The following is a 16,366-nucleotide window of genomic DNA, read 5'->3' on the forward strand; positions in this document are numbered from 1 at the left end:
CTCAAAATCGATTATGGAGAAGACAGCCAAAGTATTTAAAAGTGGAAATAGTCAGGCGCTCAGATTGCCAAAGGAATTCAATACGGATGAAAAGCAATTCTTTATCCGCAGGATAGGTTCTTCGCTACTTCTCAGCCCTAAGGCCAGCTCATGGGACATGGTAGCGCAGAGTCTCACAGCATTTTCGGATGATTATTTGGAGGAAGGACGAAATCAGCCTCCCCTCCAGCAAAGAGAAACGCTTTGATGTATTTATTGGACACGAATATTTGTATATACCTTATCAAGAAGCGTCCTGAAATCCTTCTTAAAAAGTTCAGGTCCTACCCCATTTCAATGTTTAGGGTTTCTGCGGTCACCATTGCTGAACTGTACTACGGGGTGTCAAAAAGTGAACGGAAGAAAACGAATGCGGATGCGTTGATTCAATTTCTTGCTCCATTTGAATTTGTTTCATTTACGGATGCTGATGCCATCGCATATGGAGAAATTCGTGCGAAACTGGAAAGAAAAGGGCAAGTCATCGGACCCTATGATCTTCAGATTGCCGCACAGGCAATATCCAGAAAGATGACCCTTGTTACAAACAATAGTAGGGAATTTCAGAGAGTACCTGGTTTGGCCTGTGAAAATTGGGTCCCGTCAGGTTAACCTGTTTTTGACAAGCCACCTGGGCCAAGGGTGGCTGCTACTTGTCAGCCCTTTGAAGGGTTCAAAAACGGTCGGGTAATACCTGACAGATGCTTTTATAGGTCGGGGACAGAAAGGTTTTTATATCCCCTGCTAAAATCCCTGAAAATTTTGCAAAAACTAACCATTCGGTCTTTCGCGTTTATTCCTGTTGGGTAACTTTGTTGAAGCCCAGGAAAAAGGTTGGCCATTTATGGACCACGGTCCTGAATCACAAACGATCCTTCTTCTGGGTGACAACAATTTTCAGTTGAGAGAAAATCCAACAGACGCTTTTCAATACCTATTGCCAACCCTGCAAAATGCCACCTTCCGGTTTTTGAACCTGGAAGGGGCTTTTGCTGGGGGCACTATGGACAGCATAGAAACGGATATTGCCCACAAAAATTGGCGGCACTCCAACTCCGGTCAGGTAGCTGCCCTGACGACAGCCGAAATTGATGCAGTAGGGGTGGCCAACAACGTGACCTATCCCTGGCAGGCCTTTATGCGCAGCAAGCATGTCCTTGATAGCGTTTGATTGACCAGAATCAGGGGTGGCTTTTCTTTAGGGTTGAATTCTTTGCTTGTTTCGGCCAACATGGCCCTGATGCGGTCCATGCCGTAAGCAGTTTTTGTCCTGCCGAACAGCCCCTCTATCGGATTACGCTCCCCCGGGCTTACGTGGTTTTCCACCGCCTTTGCCGAAGGCCTGCCCAAGGGCTTGGCCGATATTTTGATCCCCCTTTCATATAGCCATTTCCTATTTTGCCGGGTGGCATATAGTTTGTCCGCCAAGACCTTTTCAGGATAGAAAAGAGAGCGCAGAATATATTTTTTTGGCTAGTGACATCTTTTAAAAACTATACCCTAAACTGATTCCAATCAGGAATGGACTATAGAACACTTCCTTCCCACTAGTTTCGGAATTGAAAAATTGAATCCCGGGAGTGTAGGCAGCCCTGAAAAAGAAGCCTCCTTCAGGTTTTTGATACCGGTAACCTATCCTGGCCAGAATAAACTGGTCCCAATGTATTTCTTCTCTAATAAATTTCGGCAAACTTTCGTCAACGGTATAGGATCTGTTACGTAGGGTATAGAACCCGGCTCCTAATTCCAAATTATGCTTGGACTTTCCCAAAAAAACTGTAATCTCTGCCGGAAAGTATGGGATCCAATGGGCTGAAAATATGGGTTCACTACTTCCACGACGACGCAAAGAAAATCCTGCACTTCCCCAAAGTTTCATCCTGTTTTTTTGGTGAAGGATACGTCCATAATTAAGAGCATAGCCACCAGAGTTCCCAAGTAATTCGGCATGTACGGAGTTTTTCGCCGTGAAAATATCGGCCTCGGTCTCCGGCTCAGATTGAGCACTCAACTTATTCTGGGCAATCATCAAAAAGCCCATTAAAGCGAAGAGAATACATTTTTTTGATAGTGACAATTCGGTTATAGTTTTATTGGCTGAGTCATAACATAATCCAGCTATTTAACGATTATCTGTTTGGACAAAACTTCTTTGCAAAAATACATGGAAAATTCAGGAATATTGGGTTTTGGGGGTAGACTGGAGTCCATATTATGCCAAAAGATCCTATCAGTTCGACGTAATGGTGAATACAAACAATGGCTGAATTTATTATATTTATTCCATGAATGCCAAAAAGGACGATACCGTCAAAGAACCGGATTTGGAATACACCAATTATTCCTATGCCGACTACCTGAACTGGCAGATGGAGGAAGTGGTCGAACTGATTAGGGGCAAAATCTTTAAAAAGGCGGCCGCTGCCCCAAAACGTAACCATCAGCATATTTCAATTAAGTTAGCTACTAAGCTCTATAACTTCCTCGAAGGCAAACCCTGTCAAGTTTACGATGCCCCATTTGATGTGCGTTTTCCTAAGGCCTCAAAAGAGGATGAAAAAATTCATGATGTGGTACAACCGGACATCTGTGTGATTTGCGATCCGGAAAAACTGGATGAGCGGGGCTGTATCGGGGCCCCCGACCTGATTGTAGAGATTCTTTCCCCCAGCAATAGCAAAACCGAGTTGAAGCATAAGTTCGAGCTTTATGAGTCCAACGGGGTTCGGGAATACTGGATCATCCATTCCGAAACGCAGGATTTGCTTATCTACAGCCTTATCGATGGAAAATATGTCCCTTCAATTTTGTTTACTTCAGGGCATGTGGTGGAATCCAAGGTGATCAAAGGGTTTGAACTGGATTTGGAGGAGTTTTTTGGGGATATTGAGTAGTGTTTTAACCTCCCGGTAGAAATGTATTCGTCTGCGGGTTATCAAAAAAAGGGAATGAATCCAAATGTATAACCCTGTCTCAGGACCTACATTTACTGTTGGCCGTGATGAATTACTACCCATCCCTCAATCAGAAATCGATGCGAATACGGAAGTTGAACTCACTCAGAATCCTAATTATTTTTAACAGGTCTTTAAAGTTCTTATACCCTATTATCGGTTGAGTAAAAAAAGCATCCGGATACTTCCGGGTGCTTTTTTTCATTTACTGGTCTGTTGGTAAGGTTTGGGCGGACTATTTTTTGATTTGAAAGGGAATGAAACCTTCTCTAAAGAACCAAAGAGTATGATTTCCGGACAATAAAATAAAGTATTTTGACTGAAGTTAATCAGATTCGTTACGAATAAATAGCTTTTGTCTTGATGTCAGTACAAAAATCGGCTCAAAAAATACTAAATTGGATTTTAAATTAGCTATTGAAGTAATACCTAAATCAATATAATATAATGAATACAACAAGAAGAACATTTCTAAAATCAGCTTCAACAGCTGGTTTAGGAGCATTTTTTATTCCTAATTTTATTGAACGTCCACCAAGTATGAAATTGCGTTTTGCAATGATTGGTGTAGGAGCCAGAGGTCGTGCCAGTTGGAGCCAGGTTGCCGTAGAGGATATTGTGGCCATGTGCGATGTTGACGACAGAATGACCGAAAATGCATACAAAACGGTACCTAATGCTAAAAAGTACAAAGATTTCAGGCTGATGTTCGACGAAATGGCCAACGAAATTGATGCCGTTATGATTGCTACGCCTGACCACACCCATTTCCCAGCGGCAATGGCTGCCATGCAACTTGGGAAACATGTATTGGTTGAAAAACCGCTAGTGCATAATATTTGGCAATGCCGCACCATGAAAAAAGCAGCGAAGCATTATGGTATCGTATCGCAAATGGCAAATCAGGGACATACAACCCATGGAATTAGATTGGTAAAAGAATGGTATGATGCAGGTGTTCTTGGGGATGTAAAAGAAGTAATTAGATGGGGAGGCCCGGCAACATTTAGCCCGGATGGATATTTCTCGAAGCCTGAAGATTTTCCATTTCCTGTACATGAAGTACCTAAGGGTTTAGATTGGGATTTATGGAAAGGTCCCGCAGCTGATCGTCCTTTTAATAATGAATATGCACCCAAATCATGGAGAACCTTCTACGATTTCGGTAGCGGAGCAATGGCCGACTGGTGTTGTCATACCTTAGACGCTCCTTTTTGGGCATTGGATCTTGGAATGCCACATACCGTAGACGCCGTGGTACCAAATCCTGAAGTTCCTGATCATAGTATGATTGCAAAGGAATCAACGATAACATGGCAATTTGGAGCTCGTGGTAATAAACCACCTGTTACTATGAAATGGATTGAAGGCATGGGCAAACCCGAATTAAAGGAGGAGTATGGGCTCGAAGAAATGCCGGATAATGGGATGATTATGATTGGTTCGAAGAAGACACTTTATCATGGTGGTCGTCCAAACAATCCCAGGTTACTTGTCCCTGAAGAAGAATGGATCGATTTCCAAAAGAATAAACCAGCAGAAACCATTCCGAGAGTGGAAGAAGAAAAACCAGTACAAGAATGGGTGGCTGCCATTAAAAACGACACCTTGCCGGGCTCAAACTTCGATTATGGTGCAGACTTAACAGAAATGGGACTTGTTGGTGTACTCGCTCAACGTTTTGGGGGAACTATTAACTACGACGAAAAAAACATGAAGGCCGTTGGTCGTCCAGAGTTAGACGCATACATTAAGGAACCTGTTCGTGAAGGATGGTCTTACGGAGAAGACCTTTGGTAGAATAGGCCACAGTATATTTAAACCATGGATAACAAAAAACCTGATGCAGTCGATGAACCGGATTTGGAATACACCAATTATTCCTATGCCGACTACCTGACCTGGCAGATGGAGGAAGTGGTGGAACTGATCAAGGGAAAAATTTTTAAAAGAGCAGCGGTTGCGCCGAGACGTATCCATCAGCGTATTTCGGCTAAACTTTTGGCGAGGCTATATGTTTTTTTAGAGGACAAGTCCTGTCAAGTTTACGATGCCCCCTTTGATGTACGTTTTCCAAAGTTCTCAAAAGAGGATGAAAAAATTCACGATGTGGTACAACCGGACATCTGTGTGATTTGCGATACCGAAAAACTGGATGAGCGGGGCTGCATCGGAGCCCCGGACCTGATTGTAGAGATTCTTTCCCCCAGCAATAGCAAAACCGAGTTGAAGCATAAGTTCGAGCTTTATGAGTCCAACGGGGTTCGGGAATACTGGATCATCCATTCCGAAACCCAGGATTTGCTTATCTACAGCCTTATCGATGGAAAATATGTTCCGTCAATTTTGTTTACTTCAGGCCATGTGGTGGAATCCAAGGTGATCAAGGGATTTAAACTGGATTTGGAAGCGTTTTTTGGAGATATCGAATAGTTTTTAAAACCAATGCCTAATTGGCTTAAGCCAAACTTGTGGATCTGGCGGAAGTTATTGACCAATTTACCAATGATAAACATACGGGCATATGACCAGGGATAAGCTGACACCCAACCAGAAATCCAACTGGTTTTGGGTACTTATGGAGCGTAATCCAATAGATAAATGAATCCTCTATTGATTCTTGCACCATAAACATTTAGTATTGAATTTCAGCCACCAAGATAATGCGATTTTAATTATGAATAATTTTAAGAAAATGAAGAAATCGATTTTGAAATCCTATTTGATATTTATTTTCACCCCAATATTTTTAGTTATCAGCCATTCGCTTTATGCACAGGACCTAATTCGTGGCGATTATTGGAAACAACAGGTAATAGACGATGTACTAGAACCCTGGACTAAATTTGCCAGGGATAAGGAATTTGGATCGTTCCATACCCTTCTCGATAAAGATTGGAAAGTAGGGGTAAAGCAGGAGAAATATCCGGGAATGATTGCCCGGCATCTTTTTTCTTACGCAGTGGGCTACCATTTGACAGGAGATGATAATTACCTCGAGCTGGCTCAGGAAACCTTTGATTATTTAATCAAAAACGGCTGGGATCATCAATACGGCGGCTGGTTCCATGAATTGGATCGCTCAGGGAATCCCGTTTCTATGGACAAGGATATGTTTATGCACGCCTATGCTATTACTGGACTGGCCATGTATTATATCGTAACCCGGAATGAGGAGGTGAAAAACTACCTGGACAAAAGCATCGACATTATGGAAAATCAAGCCTGGGATCCTGAAAATGGCGGTGGGTATTTCCGTCGATTAGATCGAGACTTCCGCATCCAAAACCCGGATAAGGTTTTTTCTCCCCAATTGGCACCTGTTTCGGGTTATTTGCTCTATTTATATGCCGCTACACGGGAGGGAAAATACCTACAGAAAAGTGAACAACTACTGGAGATAACCCTGGCCCGCATGAAAGACAGGAAAAGCGGTTGGATTATGGAGGGCTTCGACCGGAACTGGAATTCCCTGGAACAAATGAACGAAATGATGAATACAGGCCATAATGTGGAAGTGGCCTGGATGCTTATGCGGCTTTATGCGATTACCGGTAAAGAAAACTATAAGGAGGAGGCCTTAAGATTGAATGAGCAACTTATAAGATACGCTTTTGACAAAGAAACCGGGATTTGGTTCCATAAACTCCGGGTTGACCATCCGGAACAGCATAGTGAGGATAGCCCCTGGTGGGTGCAAGCCTATGGCAATATGTTTCAGCTTTACCTTTACGCCCTTTCTGGCGAGGAAGAATCTTTGAGTAATTTTAAAAGGGGAGCTACTTTCTGGAACAATAACTTTATTGATAAACAAAAAGGTGGGACCTATTTGAGTGTGGATAAACAAGGTAATTTTATCAACAGCAGTAAAGGGGTGGTGACAAAAACTTCCTATCATGCTGTAGAAAACGGATTCTTGAACATGCTCTACCTGGATTATTGGGTAAATGAGCAGCCTGTTACCCTGTTTTATCACATCAATTCAGTGACTACTGAAAAGCTGTTCCCCTTGTTATTGGAGGATCTCAATTACGATATAAAAAAAGTACGGATAGACGGGAGGGGCTGGAAGAAGATTGATCAAGATAGTGGTGCTATAGGTTTACCAAAAAGAAGCAAATATAAGATGGAAGTGGTTTTGCAAAAAAAACAGCCTCACTAACCCCAAATCTTTATCAATCCCTTGTCTTTTCCCAGCAGGGGATCGGCTTCTGGTAAAGGGACTTGCGCAATGTTTTGATCCGCTTTTGGCCGTTCTCCCTTTTCTCCTTTTAGCAGGTCCGGACTCCTGCCATTGGGATAGGCACCCACTACCGTAAATTGATTGTCGTGACTTAGGCACTTATGGCCCACACCCGCAGGAATGATGATGACATCTCCCGGTTTCACCTTCACCTTTTCACCTTTTTCTCCGCCCAGCAGAATGAGAGCCTGTCCACTATAGACTCCCAATACTTCGTGTGTATTGCTGTGGTAGTGGTGAAAATCATATACGCCCCATCGCCAGCTGTTGGTCCAATTGTTGGAAGCAAATGTTTCTTCCAGCCACCTTGCCGCTTGTTCTCCCTTTTCTTCTAACATATTCTGATAGAGTAAAAGGGGGAGCACGCTGTTGGGGATAACACCGTCGTCTTGGAAATATAGTTTTTTTGGCGGAAACAAAGCTTAATTGTTTTAATGAAGGAAAGTATAATTTAGGGCTTTAGGTACTTTTTTACAAATTCAATGCCAGTGAAAATGCATTTGAGCCTGTTTATAAAAAATTTGGGGTATTTGGTTGTTAACCCGTTGGGCGATCTTTCCTGGAATTGCTGGAACACAAAATTAATCTCGTTAATGGCGACTTTTTTCTACGTAATTTGTAACTTTCACTAGTGCAATTAATGCGATAATTTGCCAATAGCAAGTCCGAAGAATATCCTGGAAGAGCCCGAGTGCTTTTTTATGGGAAGGGTATTTGGCTATTGTCTTACTATCTGGAGAAAAAAGATACGTACCTACTGTTTGTTAAAAAAACCTGAATGAGAAAACTCCACCCAAAAAGCCTGACCTTACCTTTTCTTCTTTGCTACCTGTTTTTACTCGCCTGTTCCCCAAAGGAATCAGAAAAATCAACGCATACCCAACAGGCCAACCGCCTCAACAACCACCAGGATTGGGGCATTTACAGGGGCCATTCCTCGGGGATCCAATATTCCGAACTGGACCAAGTGCATGCCGGAAATGTGCAGCAACTGGAAAAAGCCTGGGAATACCAGCACGGCAATCCCGTGGGACCGGGCATGTATGCCAATCCCATCATTATAGACGGTCTGCTTTATTTCACCACGCCGGAAGTAAATGCCGTCGCATTGGATGCCACCACCGGGGAGGAAGTGTGGGTGTTTCGCCCGGATACCTACCGAAACGACGAACGCCCCTTTCGAGGTAGAAATAGAGGTCTTACCTACTGGGAAGACGAAAAGGGAGAAAATAAACGCATCCTGAACTTCGTAAAAGACCGGGTCTATGCCATTGATGCCCGTACCGGTACCCTGATCACTTCCTTTGGCGAAAATGGCTGGATCGATTTGCGCCAAAACCTTCCCCAGGACCCGGAGCAGGTTGATTTTGAAGCGACTACTCAAGGAATGGTCTATAAGGATATCCTCATTATCGGGGGAAGGACTCCTGAAGGCTCACCTTCCACCCCCGGAGACGTGAGGGGCTACGATGCACTTACCGGGGAATTCAAATGGATCTTTCATACCATTCCCCAACCGGGAGAGCTTGGCTACGATACCTGGGAATTTGAAGACGGAGTGAGCTACGGGGGTACCAATCCCTGGGGTGGATTGACCGTGGATGAGGAAAGGGGCTGGGTTTTCCTGGCCACCGGTTCCCCCGCACCGGATTTTATCTACGGGGGCATGCGCAAGGGAGAAAACCTTTTTGCCAATTGCGTGATCGCCCTGGATGCCAACACGGGAAAGCGTATCTGGCATTACCAAACCCTGCGTCACGACATCTGGGATTACGACTTGCCTCCGGCCCCCATCTTGGCCAGCGTCACTGCAAATGGTACGGCCCGGGACATCGTGGTGCAACTGACCAAACAGGGATTTACCTTTGTTCTGGACCGGGATACGGGCGAACCGGTATTTCCGGTAGTTGATCTGCCCGTTCCTCCCTCGAAAGTGCCGGGAGAAGAAGCCTGGCCCACCCAACCCTTTCCGCTAAAACCACCCCCACTCAACCGGACCAGCCTGCGGGAAGCGGACCTGAGTAACATTACTCCTGAAACCCGGGATTTCGTACTCAACATCTTTCGGCAGCACGAAACCGGCCCGTTGTATACCCCGGCCTCCCGGGCAGGGGTAATCACCATGCCCGGTCATCAGGGCGGTGCCGAATGGGGTGGAGCGGCTTTTGATCCGGCCACCAATGTCCTTTACGTGAATATTAACGAGGCGCCCACTATCCATAGCTTGGTGCCGGTGGGTGCAGATCTGGATACCGCTTCGGCCTCCCCGCTTCAACGGGGAAAAGCCCTGTACAATATTTCCTGTACTGCCTGTCATGGGATCGACAAAGTCGGCAATCCTCCCTTGTACCCGCCCCTTCAAAACCTGCAGATCAGCGGAGATTCTATCAAATCCGTACTGAGCTATGGCCGGGGCATGATGCCAGCTTTTGCCCAGTTTACAGATAGGCAGCTGGATGATTTGCTGGTTTACCTGGAAAGCAGTCCCGGGCAGCCGGAGGAAGACCAGACCGCAGACTCCGGTTCCAACCCGACTAAAGCACCTCGCTACGCCAATGTAGCCCCCTTCTTTGTGGACCAGAATGGCTATCCCGCCATCGCTCCACCCTGGGGAACCCTCAACGCCGTGGACCTGGATAAAGGGGAAATCCTGTGGAAGGTCCCGCTGGGGGAATACCCCGAATTGGTGGCCAAAGGCATTCGAAACACCGGGGCCAAAAGTTTCGGCGGTCCGGTGGCGACGGCCGGAAACCTGATATTCATCGCCGGAACGCCCGATGAAAAGATCCGGGCCTTTGATACCTTTTCCGGGCAGGTACTGTGGGAATACCAACTCCCGGCAGGAGGTTACGCCACCCCCAGCGTGTACCAGGTAGAGGGAAAACAGTACCTGGTCATTACTGCCGGCGGGGGAGGGAAAAACGGCACCCCTCACGGAGATTCGGTCATTGCCTTTGCCCTGCCCGATTGATGGCCTTATGCTTTTAAAACGATAACGAACCCAAAATACTGATCATGACACAACGTAATACTTTCTTTTTGCTGCTTCTGTTCGCAACAAGCCTGGCTCCATTTGCCTTGTTGGCTCAGGAACCGGTCTGGCAATCCCTTTTCAACGGCAAGGACCTTAGCGGTTGGACCGAATTAAACGGAGCCCATACCTGGGAAGTAAAAGAGGGGATGATCGTTGGGAGCACCGTTCCCGGACAGCCCAATGGATTTTTGTGCACCAAGCAGGAATTTGGTGATTTTGTGCTCGAGCTGGAGGTATCGGTGGATACGCTGATGAACAATTCGGGCATTCAATTTCGATCTCAGAGTTATCCCGAATACAAAAACGGCCGGGTGCACGGCTATCAGATGGAAGTGGATCCCAAGCCCCAGCAGTGGAGCGGGGCCATCTACGAAGAGGGAGCCGATCGGGGCTGGATTTACCCGCCGGAAAAAATGGGCCCGGAAGCAAAAGCAGCTTTCAAACGGGACGATAAATCCGGGTACCAATGGAACCATTACCGCATAGAAGCGGTCGGCCCGATACTTCGAACCTGGGTAAATGGCGTTCCCGTAGCCCATCTGGAGGACGACCGCTACCTCCGGGGCTTTATCGGTCTGCAGTTGCATGCCAACAACGAAAACGATCCGCAAGGAAGTTTTTCCATCCGGTTTCGCAACATCCGCATACAGCAGGGAAGCCTGGAGCTTACCTCAATGGAAGACCGGGTGCCGGTGGTCAGTTTGCTACCTTCCTCCGGGGCTACCCGGGCCGAGACCCTCCTTTCCCTTCGTATTGAACAGGATCGGCAAACAGGTCGGATAGCCGTCCACGCGGAAGACAAAACAGCACCCATCCTGATCCAAGGTGCAAAACCGGACGAACGGCCTTACCTACATCCCATACTTGCGCCAGATGGAAAGGGGGAGTTGACCGAATACCGTCCGGCCCACCATCCCCACCAAACGGGCATTTACTGGGGCTTAAAGCGGGTAAATGAGCGCGATTATTTTATGAACTGGAACCGGGATTATTGGCGAAGGGTATCGGCAGACGTTCTTAAGGACGATGGGGAAAGGGTTCGTTGGCAGACCGTGTACGAGATGCTGGACGAGGAAGGAAACGTACTGATGGTAGAAACCCAATCCTGGTCGCTGCAGGCGTTTGCTGACCGTTATGTCCTGGACCTGGAATGGCAGGGAGAGGCCAAAATGGATGTGGTAATGGGCAAATTCTATGTGGGCGGTCTTTTTGTTCGCATGCCCTGGGTGCCCGAGACCATTGGTGAGATCCTGAGTGCTTCCGGACAGGAGGGCATGGAACTGGAAGGTCAGCGGGCCATTTGGAGCGATATTGGGATCAAGCTCGACGGGCGGGAAGATTTTGCCCGGATGGCGATTTTGGATCATCCGGACAATGCCGCCTTCCCCACACCCTGGCGGGTAGACAGCCAAATGGGCCTGGGTCCTTCCCGGCAAATACTGGGTGACTGGGGCCTGGCTGCCGGAGAGTCGGAAACCATCCGGTACCGCCTGCTGATGTATACCGGTGCCGAGGACAAGGCCCTAAAGGCGGAAGTCTGGAAGGAATTTTTTGAAGAGGAATAGTTTGAAAGGATGTGGAAATTGCATGGATAGTGCTATAGATAAGCTTTTTGATGATTGGGATAATGACCCGGTTGGAACGTTTGGGTGTTGGGTATTAAGTCCCTTTTGTGTAGTTGGAGCTGCATTAGGATGTGCCATTAAAGAAATAAGCAAATAGATGATGAAAAGGTTATTAGTTACTTTGGGATTATCTGCGCTAGGAGTCATTGTTTTTGCTTCTTTAAAAGTCCTTTCTGAACACTATTTGTACGGCTGGGGAATTTTATTTAGTGCCTTTGTTTTTATAGGTACATTGATTTATTGGTTTATTTTGGTAAACAGGAAAAAGCAGCAAAGTTAATTCAAGGTTGTGCCCTAACTTGGTAATACCAAATACTAAATTTTTGGTTAAACGCCATTAGGTTGGTAGATTTAGAGCCAAAAAAATAACAGGTCCAAAAAATTGGACCTGTTATTAATGAAAATTTTTTAGATGGGATGTGAATAAACCAATTATTCAGGTTTTATTCCTGCCCAGCAACCATTTAAAGCCATAATAGCATATATAAAACCATCCGATTCCAGCGCCTATGGAGGTATAAAAACCGATTTCAAAGGGGTTAAACGATCCGTACGATCCAAATGCCATAAATAAAAGGGCCATGCCAATACTTCCGATTATAAATCGATTTCTTAGTCTTTCGTTTTTGAAGGAAATGTTCATGATTTGAGTGGGCTAGCTAAACGCTGCATGGGGCTTCCTTCCAAGTGTGAATTATTTGGAAGGAAACTTTTATTCTTTTGATCGGTTGGTTGCTACATCCTGTCCAATTACATAGTAAATCTAATAAGCAATCACTAAAAAATCAACCCCCAATTCTGTATACAAATGGGCCCGCTATACTGAATGTTGGTTCTAAGTTGAACCGAATTATCATTCCAGAAGCGTGCAACCATTTGTATTATTTCAGTTGGATTTCAAGCCCTATCGTGCTGGATTTGCTGTGGGAAGTAGCCTTCAGGAGGCGAACCGATCTGGTAGTATCCTTTTTAGTGAAGGTTTGGGACTCCACTTTTAGGAATGGATTAACCGCACATTTCTATTATAGGGTATTTATTTGCAACCGGATTTTGACAAATTGCCTACTGCTTGAGGTATTCATTTTGGCTAAAGCCAGGTTTTTATTCTATTTCCTTTTAAGAATGGGCTAAAGCCACATTCCTATTGAGGAAATATTCATTTGGAACCAGGCTCCTTATAGTCAATTGCCTACTGCTTCAGCTGTAGGCATCATATGTGGATATTCATTTGTAAAATTGCAATCCATACTCACTCCGAAAGGTGTTCATTATTCGATGTATCTACTTGTTTATATCTTAATTCATTCGTTTATTTCACCAAACAAATTTCGTTTTCCCTGAATCCTTACCCCTTCCTTCCCTTCATTTCCAGCTGCATTTCCCGAACCGCCCGGACCAGTTGCTGAAGGTCCGTTTCGGGTTCGGGGATTTCTTTGCTGGTGTAGGCATGGAATTTCCAGATCTCCGCTACCTCGCCCACAGGCACGGTGTAGGGCTCAAAGATCGGATTCAGCGAGCGAAGCAGCAGCTGCCCTGCGGCCTGTACCGTCACCAGCTTAAATACAAAATCCTGCTGCCCACTCAGGATCACCACGCAGGGGCTATCCGGCTTCAGGGCCGTCCAGTCGTCCTGGTACCGGGTGATGATATCGCTTCCCCCCGGAATGGGCAACATGGAATCCCCCACGGTGGGGAATATCCGGTAGGTACCCTGCCGGGGAAGGTTGGGTAGGGAAAAGCGGGGCAGGGAGGCAATAAACTCGGGATCGTTGTACCCGGAAAGGTAGCCCGCTTTGGCTTTGATGGGCACGTATTCCACGTTTTCCTGGTTGCCTTTGTCCACGCTGATGGCCAAAACTCGCAGGTTGCCGCCACGCATGTACACGTCGTTCCCCGCTTCCAGATCCCGCAATTTCAGCTCTCCCAGCGTACGCAGGTCTACCCGTATCAGGCTGTCGATGCTGATACCGAAATAACTGGAAATGCCCAGAAAATCCTCCGGAGAGGGTGCCTTGGTCTGCCCGGATTCCAGGGCATTGAGTTTGGATCGGGTTAGTTCCAGTTCGGCTGCCAGTCCTTGCTGGGTCAAGCCCTTCCGCTCCCGGAGAAATTTCAGGTTACCTGGAAAAAAGTTTTTTGACTTTTTCATCGAAGTTTGCTAGTATTAGAGTCAATAATTTGATACGAATCGTGTCAAATATAGGCGTTCTGCGAAAACGATGAAAGGAAATAGTGATAAAATAGATCGGCTGCGGCAGTTAAAGCAGGAAATCATGGCCCTGGAAGGATACCTTCCCCCAAAAGGGCAGCAACCGGATTCCAGGCTGCAGCTGGGGCCCTTGCATGCGGCCTTCCCGGGCGGGGCATTTCCCCTAGCCGCCAACCACGAATTTATCAGCCATACCCCATCCGAGGCGGCTGCCACCCAGGGTTTTTTGGCCGTGCTTCTGGGCATGCTCCTGCAAAAAGGCGGATTTTGCCTTTGGCTGGGGACCCGGCCGCAGGTCTTTCCTCCTGCCTTGAAGCGTTTTGGGGTAGCCCCCGAACGGGTGGTGTTTGTGAACGTACCCAGGGAAAAAGACCTGCTGTGGACGCTGGAGCAGGCCCTCCGTTGCGAAGCCCTGGTAGCGGTGGTTGGGGAAATCAGGGAGCTGGGTTTCTCCGAATCCCAGCGCCTGCAATTGGCAGTAGAGCGGAGCCGTGTCACCGGCTTTGTGCACCGCCATCAGCCCCGTAGCCTGCATGCCGTGGCCTGTGCTACCCGCTGGAAGGTGGCCCCAGTTCCGACACTCATGCCGACGGGCATGCCGGGACTGGGCTTTCCTGTCTGGAAGGTAGGCTTGATTAAGGTCCGAAACGGAAGACCGGGCGACTGGCAGCTGCAATGGGACGGGCAGGGTTTTCAGGAAGTTTTCCGGGAGGAGAAGAGGCAAGCAATTACCCAAAACAGAAGAAATTATGCCTAAGCGTTTTCTATCCCTCTGGTTTTGTCACCTGACCACGGACCGGCTGGCCATTCGACATCCGGAACTCCGGGGAAAGCCCTTCGTATTGGCCGGCAACGAACGGGGTCGGGCCATCGTGCAGGCTAGCAGTCGGGAAGCCTTTGCCCGGGGCATCCGTCCGGGAAGGGCCGTGGCAGATGCCCGGGCCATTTTTCCGGATATACGGGTCTTTCCCGACAGGCCCGGTTGGGGAAAGCGGCTCCTCTACCGGCTGGCCGAGTGGTGCCTGCGGTACACCCCAGTCTCCGCTGCCGATCCTCCTTCCGGACTGATGCTGGATATTTCGGGTTGTCCACATCTTTGGGGAGGTGAATCGGCCTACCTGAGGGACCTGGTATCTGCCCTGGAAGGCAAAGGCTACCGGGTACGGGCGGCCATCGCCGATACCATTGGGGCAGCCTGGGCACTGGCCCGGTACGGGGAACAGGGCGGCATAGCCGAAGTAGGAGGGCAGCGGGAAGCCTTGTTGCCCTTGCCTCCATCTGCTCTTCGCCTGGAATCGCGGACGCTGGAGGGGCTGGAAAAACTGGGTTTCCGGCAAATCCGGCAGTTTATCAACCTGCCGGCGGCTACCTTGCGCAGGCGATTTGGGGAGGGGCTCCTGTTTCGGTTGGGGCAGGCCCTGGGCAGGGAAGAGGAAGCCTTTCAACCGGTACAGCCCCGGGTTCCTTACGAAGAGCAGCTGCCCTGTCTGGAGCCCATTCGCACGGCCAAAGGCATCGAAATCGCTCTCCAAAAGTTGCTGGATACCCTTTGTCAGCGCCTGAGCAGGGAAGGGAAGGGGCTGCGCAAGGCGGTATTCAAAGGTCTGCGGGTAGACGGAAAAACCGTGGAAATCACCATTGGCACCGGCCGGGCTTCCCATAATCCGTTGCACCTTTTCCGGCTCTTTGCCCTGAAAATTCCCTTGCTGGAGCCGGCTTTGGGAATAGAGTTATTTAGCCTGGAAGGATTGCTGGTGGAAAAGGTACAACTGCCACAGGAACAACTCTGGCACCGATCCGGGGATCCGGCTGCAGTGGCCGAACTGCTGGACCGTATAGGGGCCAAACTGGGTTCGGGCCGCATGCACCGTTTCCTGCCTCAGGAGCGGCATTGGCCGGAGCATTCGGTTCGGGCTGCGCTTTCCTTTGACGAAAAACCCGATACGAGCTGGCCCGATTCGGTGCGCCCCCTGCACCTGCTGCCTGTACCCGAGCCCATAACGGTCATGGTCCCCCTGCCCGATTACCCTCCGGTGCATTTTAAGCATAAGGGCAGGCTGGTTCGCGTGGTTCGTGCCGATGGACCGGAGCGCATTGAGCAGGAATGGTGGCTGCAAACCGGTCCCCCCAGAGATTATTACTGTGTGGAAGATACGGAAGGGGGCAGGTACTGGCTTTTCCGGCTGGGACTTTACGGAAAAGGGGAACCCCAATGGTTTTTGCACGGCTATTTTTCCTGACCCGGGACAATTTATCGAATCC

Annotated in this window: 15 protein-coding genes; 11 read left to right on the forward strand and 4 right to left on the reverse strand. The window is 48.0% G+C overall.

What is annotated here, in order from left to right; all coding sequences use genetic code 11:
* Positions 1-13: 13 nt before the first annotated feature.
* The 3 genes from GJQ68_RS11920 (at position 14) to GJQ68_RS11930 (ending at position 1,210) form a co-directional block, all read left to right on the forward strand.
* Positions 14-247: an antitoxin gene (locus GJQ68_RS11920; protein ID WP_162417515.1), complete on the forward strand. Its 234-nt coding sequence runs from the start codon at positions 14-16 to the stop codon at positions 245-247.
* On the forward strand, positions 247-651 hold the full coding sequence (vapC, locus tag GJQ68_RS11925; protein WP_235941457.1) for a type II toxin-antitoxin system tRNA(fMet)-specific endonuclease VapC: 405 nt from the start codon (positions 247-249) through the stop codon (positions 649-651). The genes GJQ68_RS11920 and vapC overlap by 1 nt, the downstream gene beginning before the upstream one ends.
* 232 nt (positions 652-883) lie before the next feature.
* Complete coding sequence (locus GJQ68_RS11930; protein WP_162417517.1) at positions 884-1,210, forward strand: CapA family protein; 327 nt, start codon at positions 884-886, stop codon at positions 1,208-1,210.
* On the opposite strand, the gene GJQ68_RS11935 is transcribed toward GJQ68_RS11930, so the two are convergent.
* Complete coding sequence (locus GJQ68_RS11935) at positions 1,159-1,467, reverse strand: transposase (protein WP_235941458.1); 309 nt, start codon at positions 1,465-1,467, stop codon at positions 1,159-1,161. The genes GJQ68_RS11930 and GJQ68_RS11935 overlap by 52 nt on opposite strands.
* A gap of 58 nt (positions 1,468-1,525) precedes the next feature.
* Positions 1,526-2,116, reverse strand: coding sequence for a hypothetical protein (locus GJQ68_RS11940; RefSeq protein ID WP_162417518.1), 591 nt, complete (start codon positions 2,114-2,116; stop codon positions 1,526-1,528).
* Positions 2,117-2,324: 208 nt separating this feature from the next.
* On the opposite strand from GJQ68_RS11940, the gene GJQ68_RS11945 reads away from it, so the two are divergent.
* The 4 genes from GJQ68_RS11945 to GJQ68_RS11960 all read left to right on the forward strand — a co-directional run bounded on the left by GJQ68_RS11945 (position 2,325) and on the right by GJQ68_RS11960 (position 7,155).
* Entirely contained in the window at positions 2,325-2,933 is a 609-nt protein-coding gene (locus GJQ68_RS11945) for a Uma2 family endonuclease (RefSeq protein ID WP_162417519.1), read from the forward strand.
* A 507-nt stretch (positions 2,934-3,440) separates the two neighbouring features.
* Entirely contained in the window at positions 3,441-4,793 is a 1,353-nt protein-coding gene (locus tag GJQ68_RS11950) for a Gfo/Idh/MocA family protein (RefSeq protein ID WP_162417520.1), read from the forward strand.
* Positions 4,794-4,817: 24 nt separating this feature from the next.
* A complete protein-coding gene (locus tag GJQ68_RS11955) occupies positions 4,818-5,426 on the forward strand; it encodes a Uma2 family endonuclease (RefSeq protein WP_162417521.1) in 609 nt (202 codons plus the stop codon).
* A 262-nt stretch (positions 5,427-5,688) separates the two neighbouring features.
* Positions 5,689-7,155 (forward strand): AGE family epimerase/isomerase, encoded by a 1,467-nt coding sequence (locus GJQ68_RS11960; RefSeq protein WP_162417522.1) that lies wholly within the window; start codon positions 5,689-5,691, stop codon positions 7,153-7,155.
* Here GJQ68_RS11960 and GJQ68_RS11965 read toward each other — a convergent pair.
* Positions 7,152-7,574, reverse strand: a complete 423-nt coding sequence (locus tag GJQ68_RS11965; RefSeq protein ID WP_162417523.1) for a cupin domain-containing protein — start codon at positions 7,572-7,574, stop codon at positions 7,152-7,154. The genes GJQ68_RS11960 and GJQ68_RS11965 overlap by 4 nt on opposite strands.
* A gap of 440 nt (positions 7,575-8,014) precedes the next feature.
* On the opposite strand from GJQ68_RS11965, the gene GJQ68_RS11970 reads away from it, so the two are divergent.
* Entirely contained in the window at positions 8,015-10,207 is a 2,193-nt protein-coding gene (locus GJQ68_RS11970; RefSeq protein WP_162417524.1) for an outer membrane protein assembly factor BamB family protein, read from the forward strand.
* 44 nt (positions 10,208-10,251) lie between these two features.
* Positions 10,252-11,835 carry a family 16 glycoside hydrolase gene (locus tag GJQ68_RS11975; protein ID WP_162417525.1) on the forward strand — a complete coding sequence of 528 codons (1,584 nt, stop codon included), beginning with the start codon at positions 10,252-10,254 and terminating at the stop codon, positions 11,833-11,835.
* Between the two features lie 1,405 nt (positions 11,836-13,240).
* Here the strand turns inward: GJQ68_RS11975 and GJQ68_RS11980 are convergent.
* Positions 13,241-14,044: an XRE family transcriptional regulator gene (locus GJQ68_RS11980; protein WP_162417526.1), complete on the reverse strand. Its 804-nt coding sequence runs from the start codon at positions 14,042-14,044 to the stop codon at positions 13,241-13,243.
* Between the two features lie 70 nt (positions 14,045-14,114).
* On the opposite strand from GJQ68_RS11980, the gene GJQ68_RS11985 reads away from it, so the two are divergent.
* Both GJQ68_RS11985 and GJQ68_RS11990 read left to right on the forward strand, forming a co-directional pair.
* Positions 14,115-14,861: an ImuA family protein gene (locus GJQ68_RS11985; RefSeq protein ID WP_162417527.1), complete on the forward strand. Its 747-nt coding sequence runs from the start codon at positions 14,115-14,117 to the stop codon at positions 14,859-14,861.
* Positions 14,854-16,344 carry a Y-family DNA polymerase gene (locus GJQ68_RS11990; RefSeq protein WP_202927926.1) on the forward strand — a complete coding sequence of 497 codons (1,491 nt, stop codon included), beginning with the start codon at positions 14,854-14,856 and terminating at the stop codon, positions 16,342-16,344. Before GJQ68_RS11985 ends, GJQ68_RS11990 begins: the two co-directional genes overlap by 8 nt.
* The last annotated feature ends 22 nt before the right edge of the window (positions 16,345-16,366 follow it).

Origin of the sequence: Cyclobacterium roseum (assembly GCF_010119225.1) — a bacterium.
Taxonomy (GTDB): Bacteria; Bacteroidota; Bacteroidia; order Cytophagales; family Cyclobacteriaceae; genus Cyclobacterium; species Cyclobacterium roseum.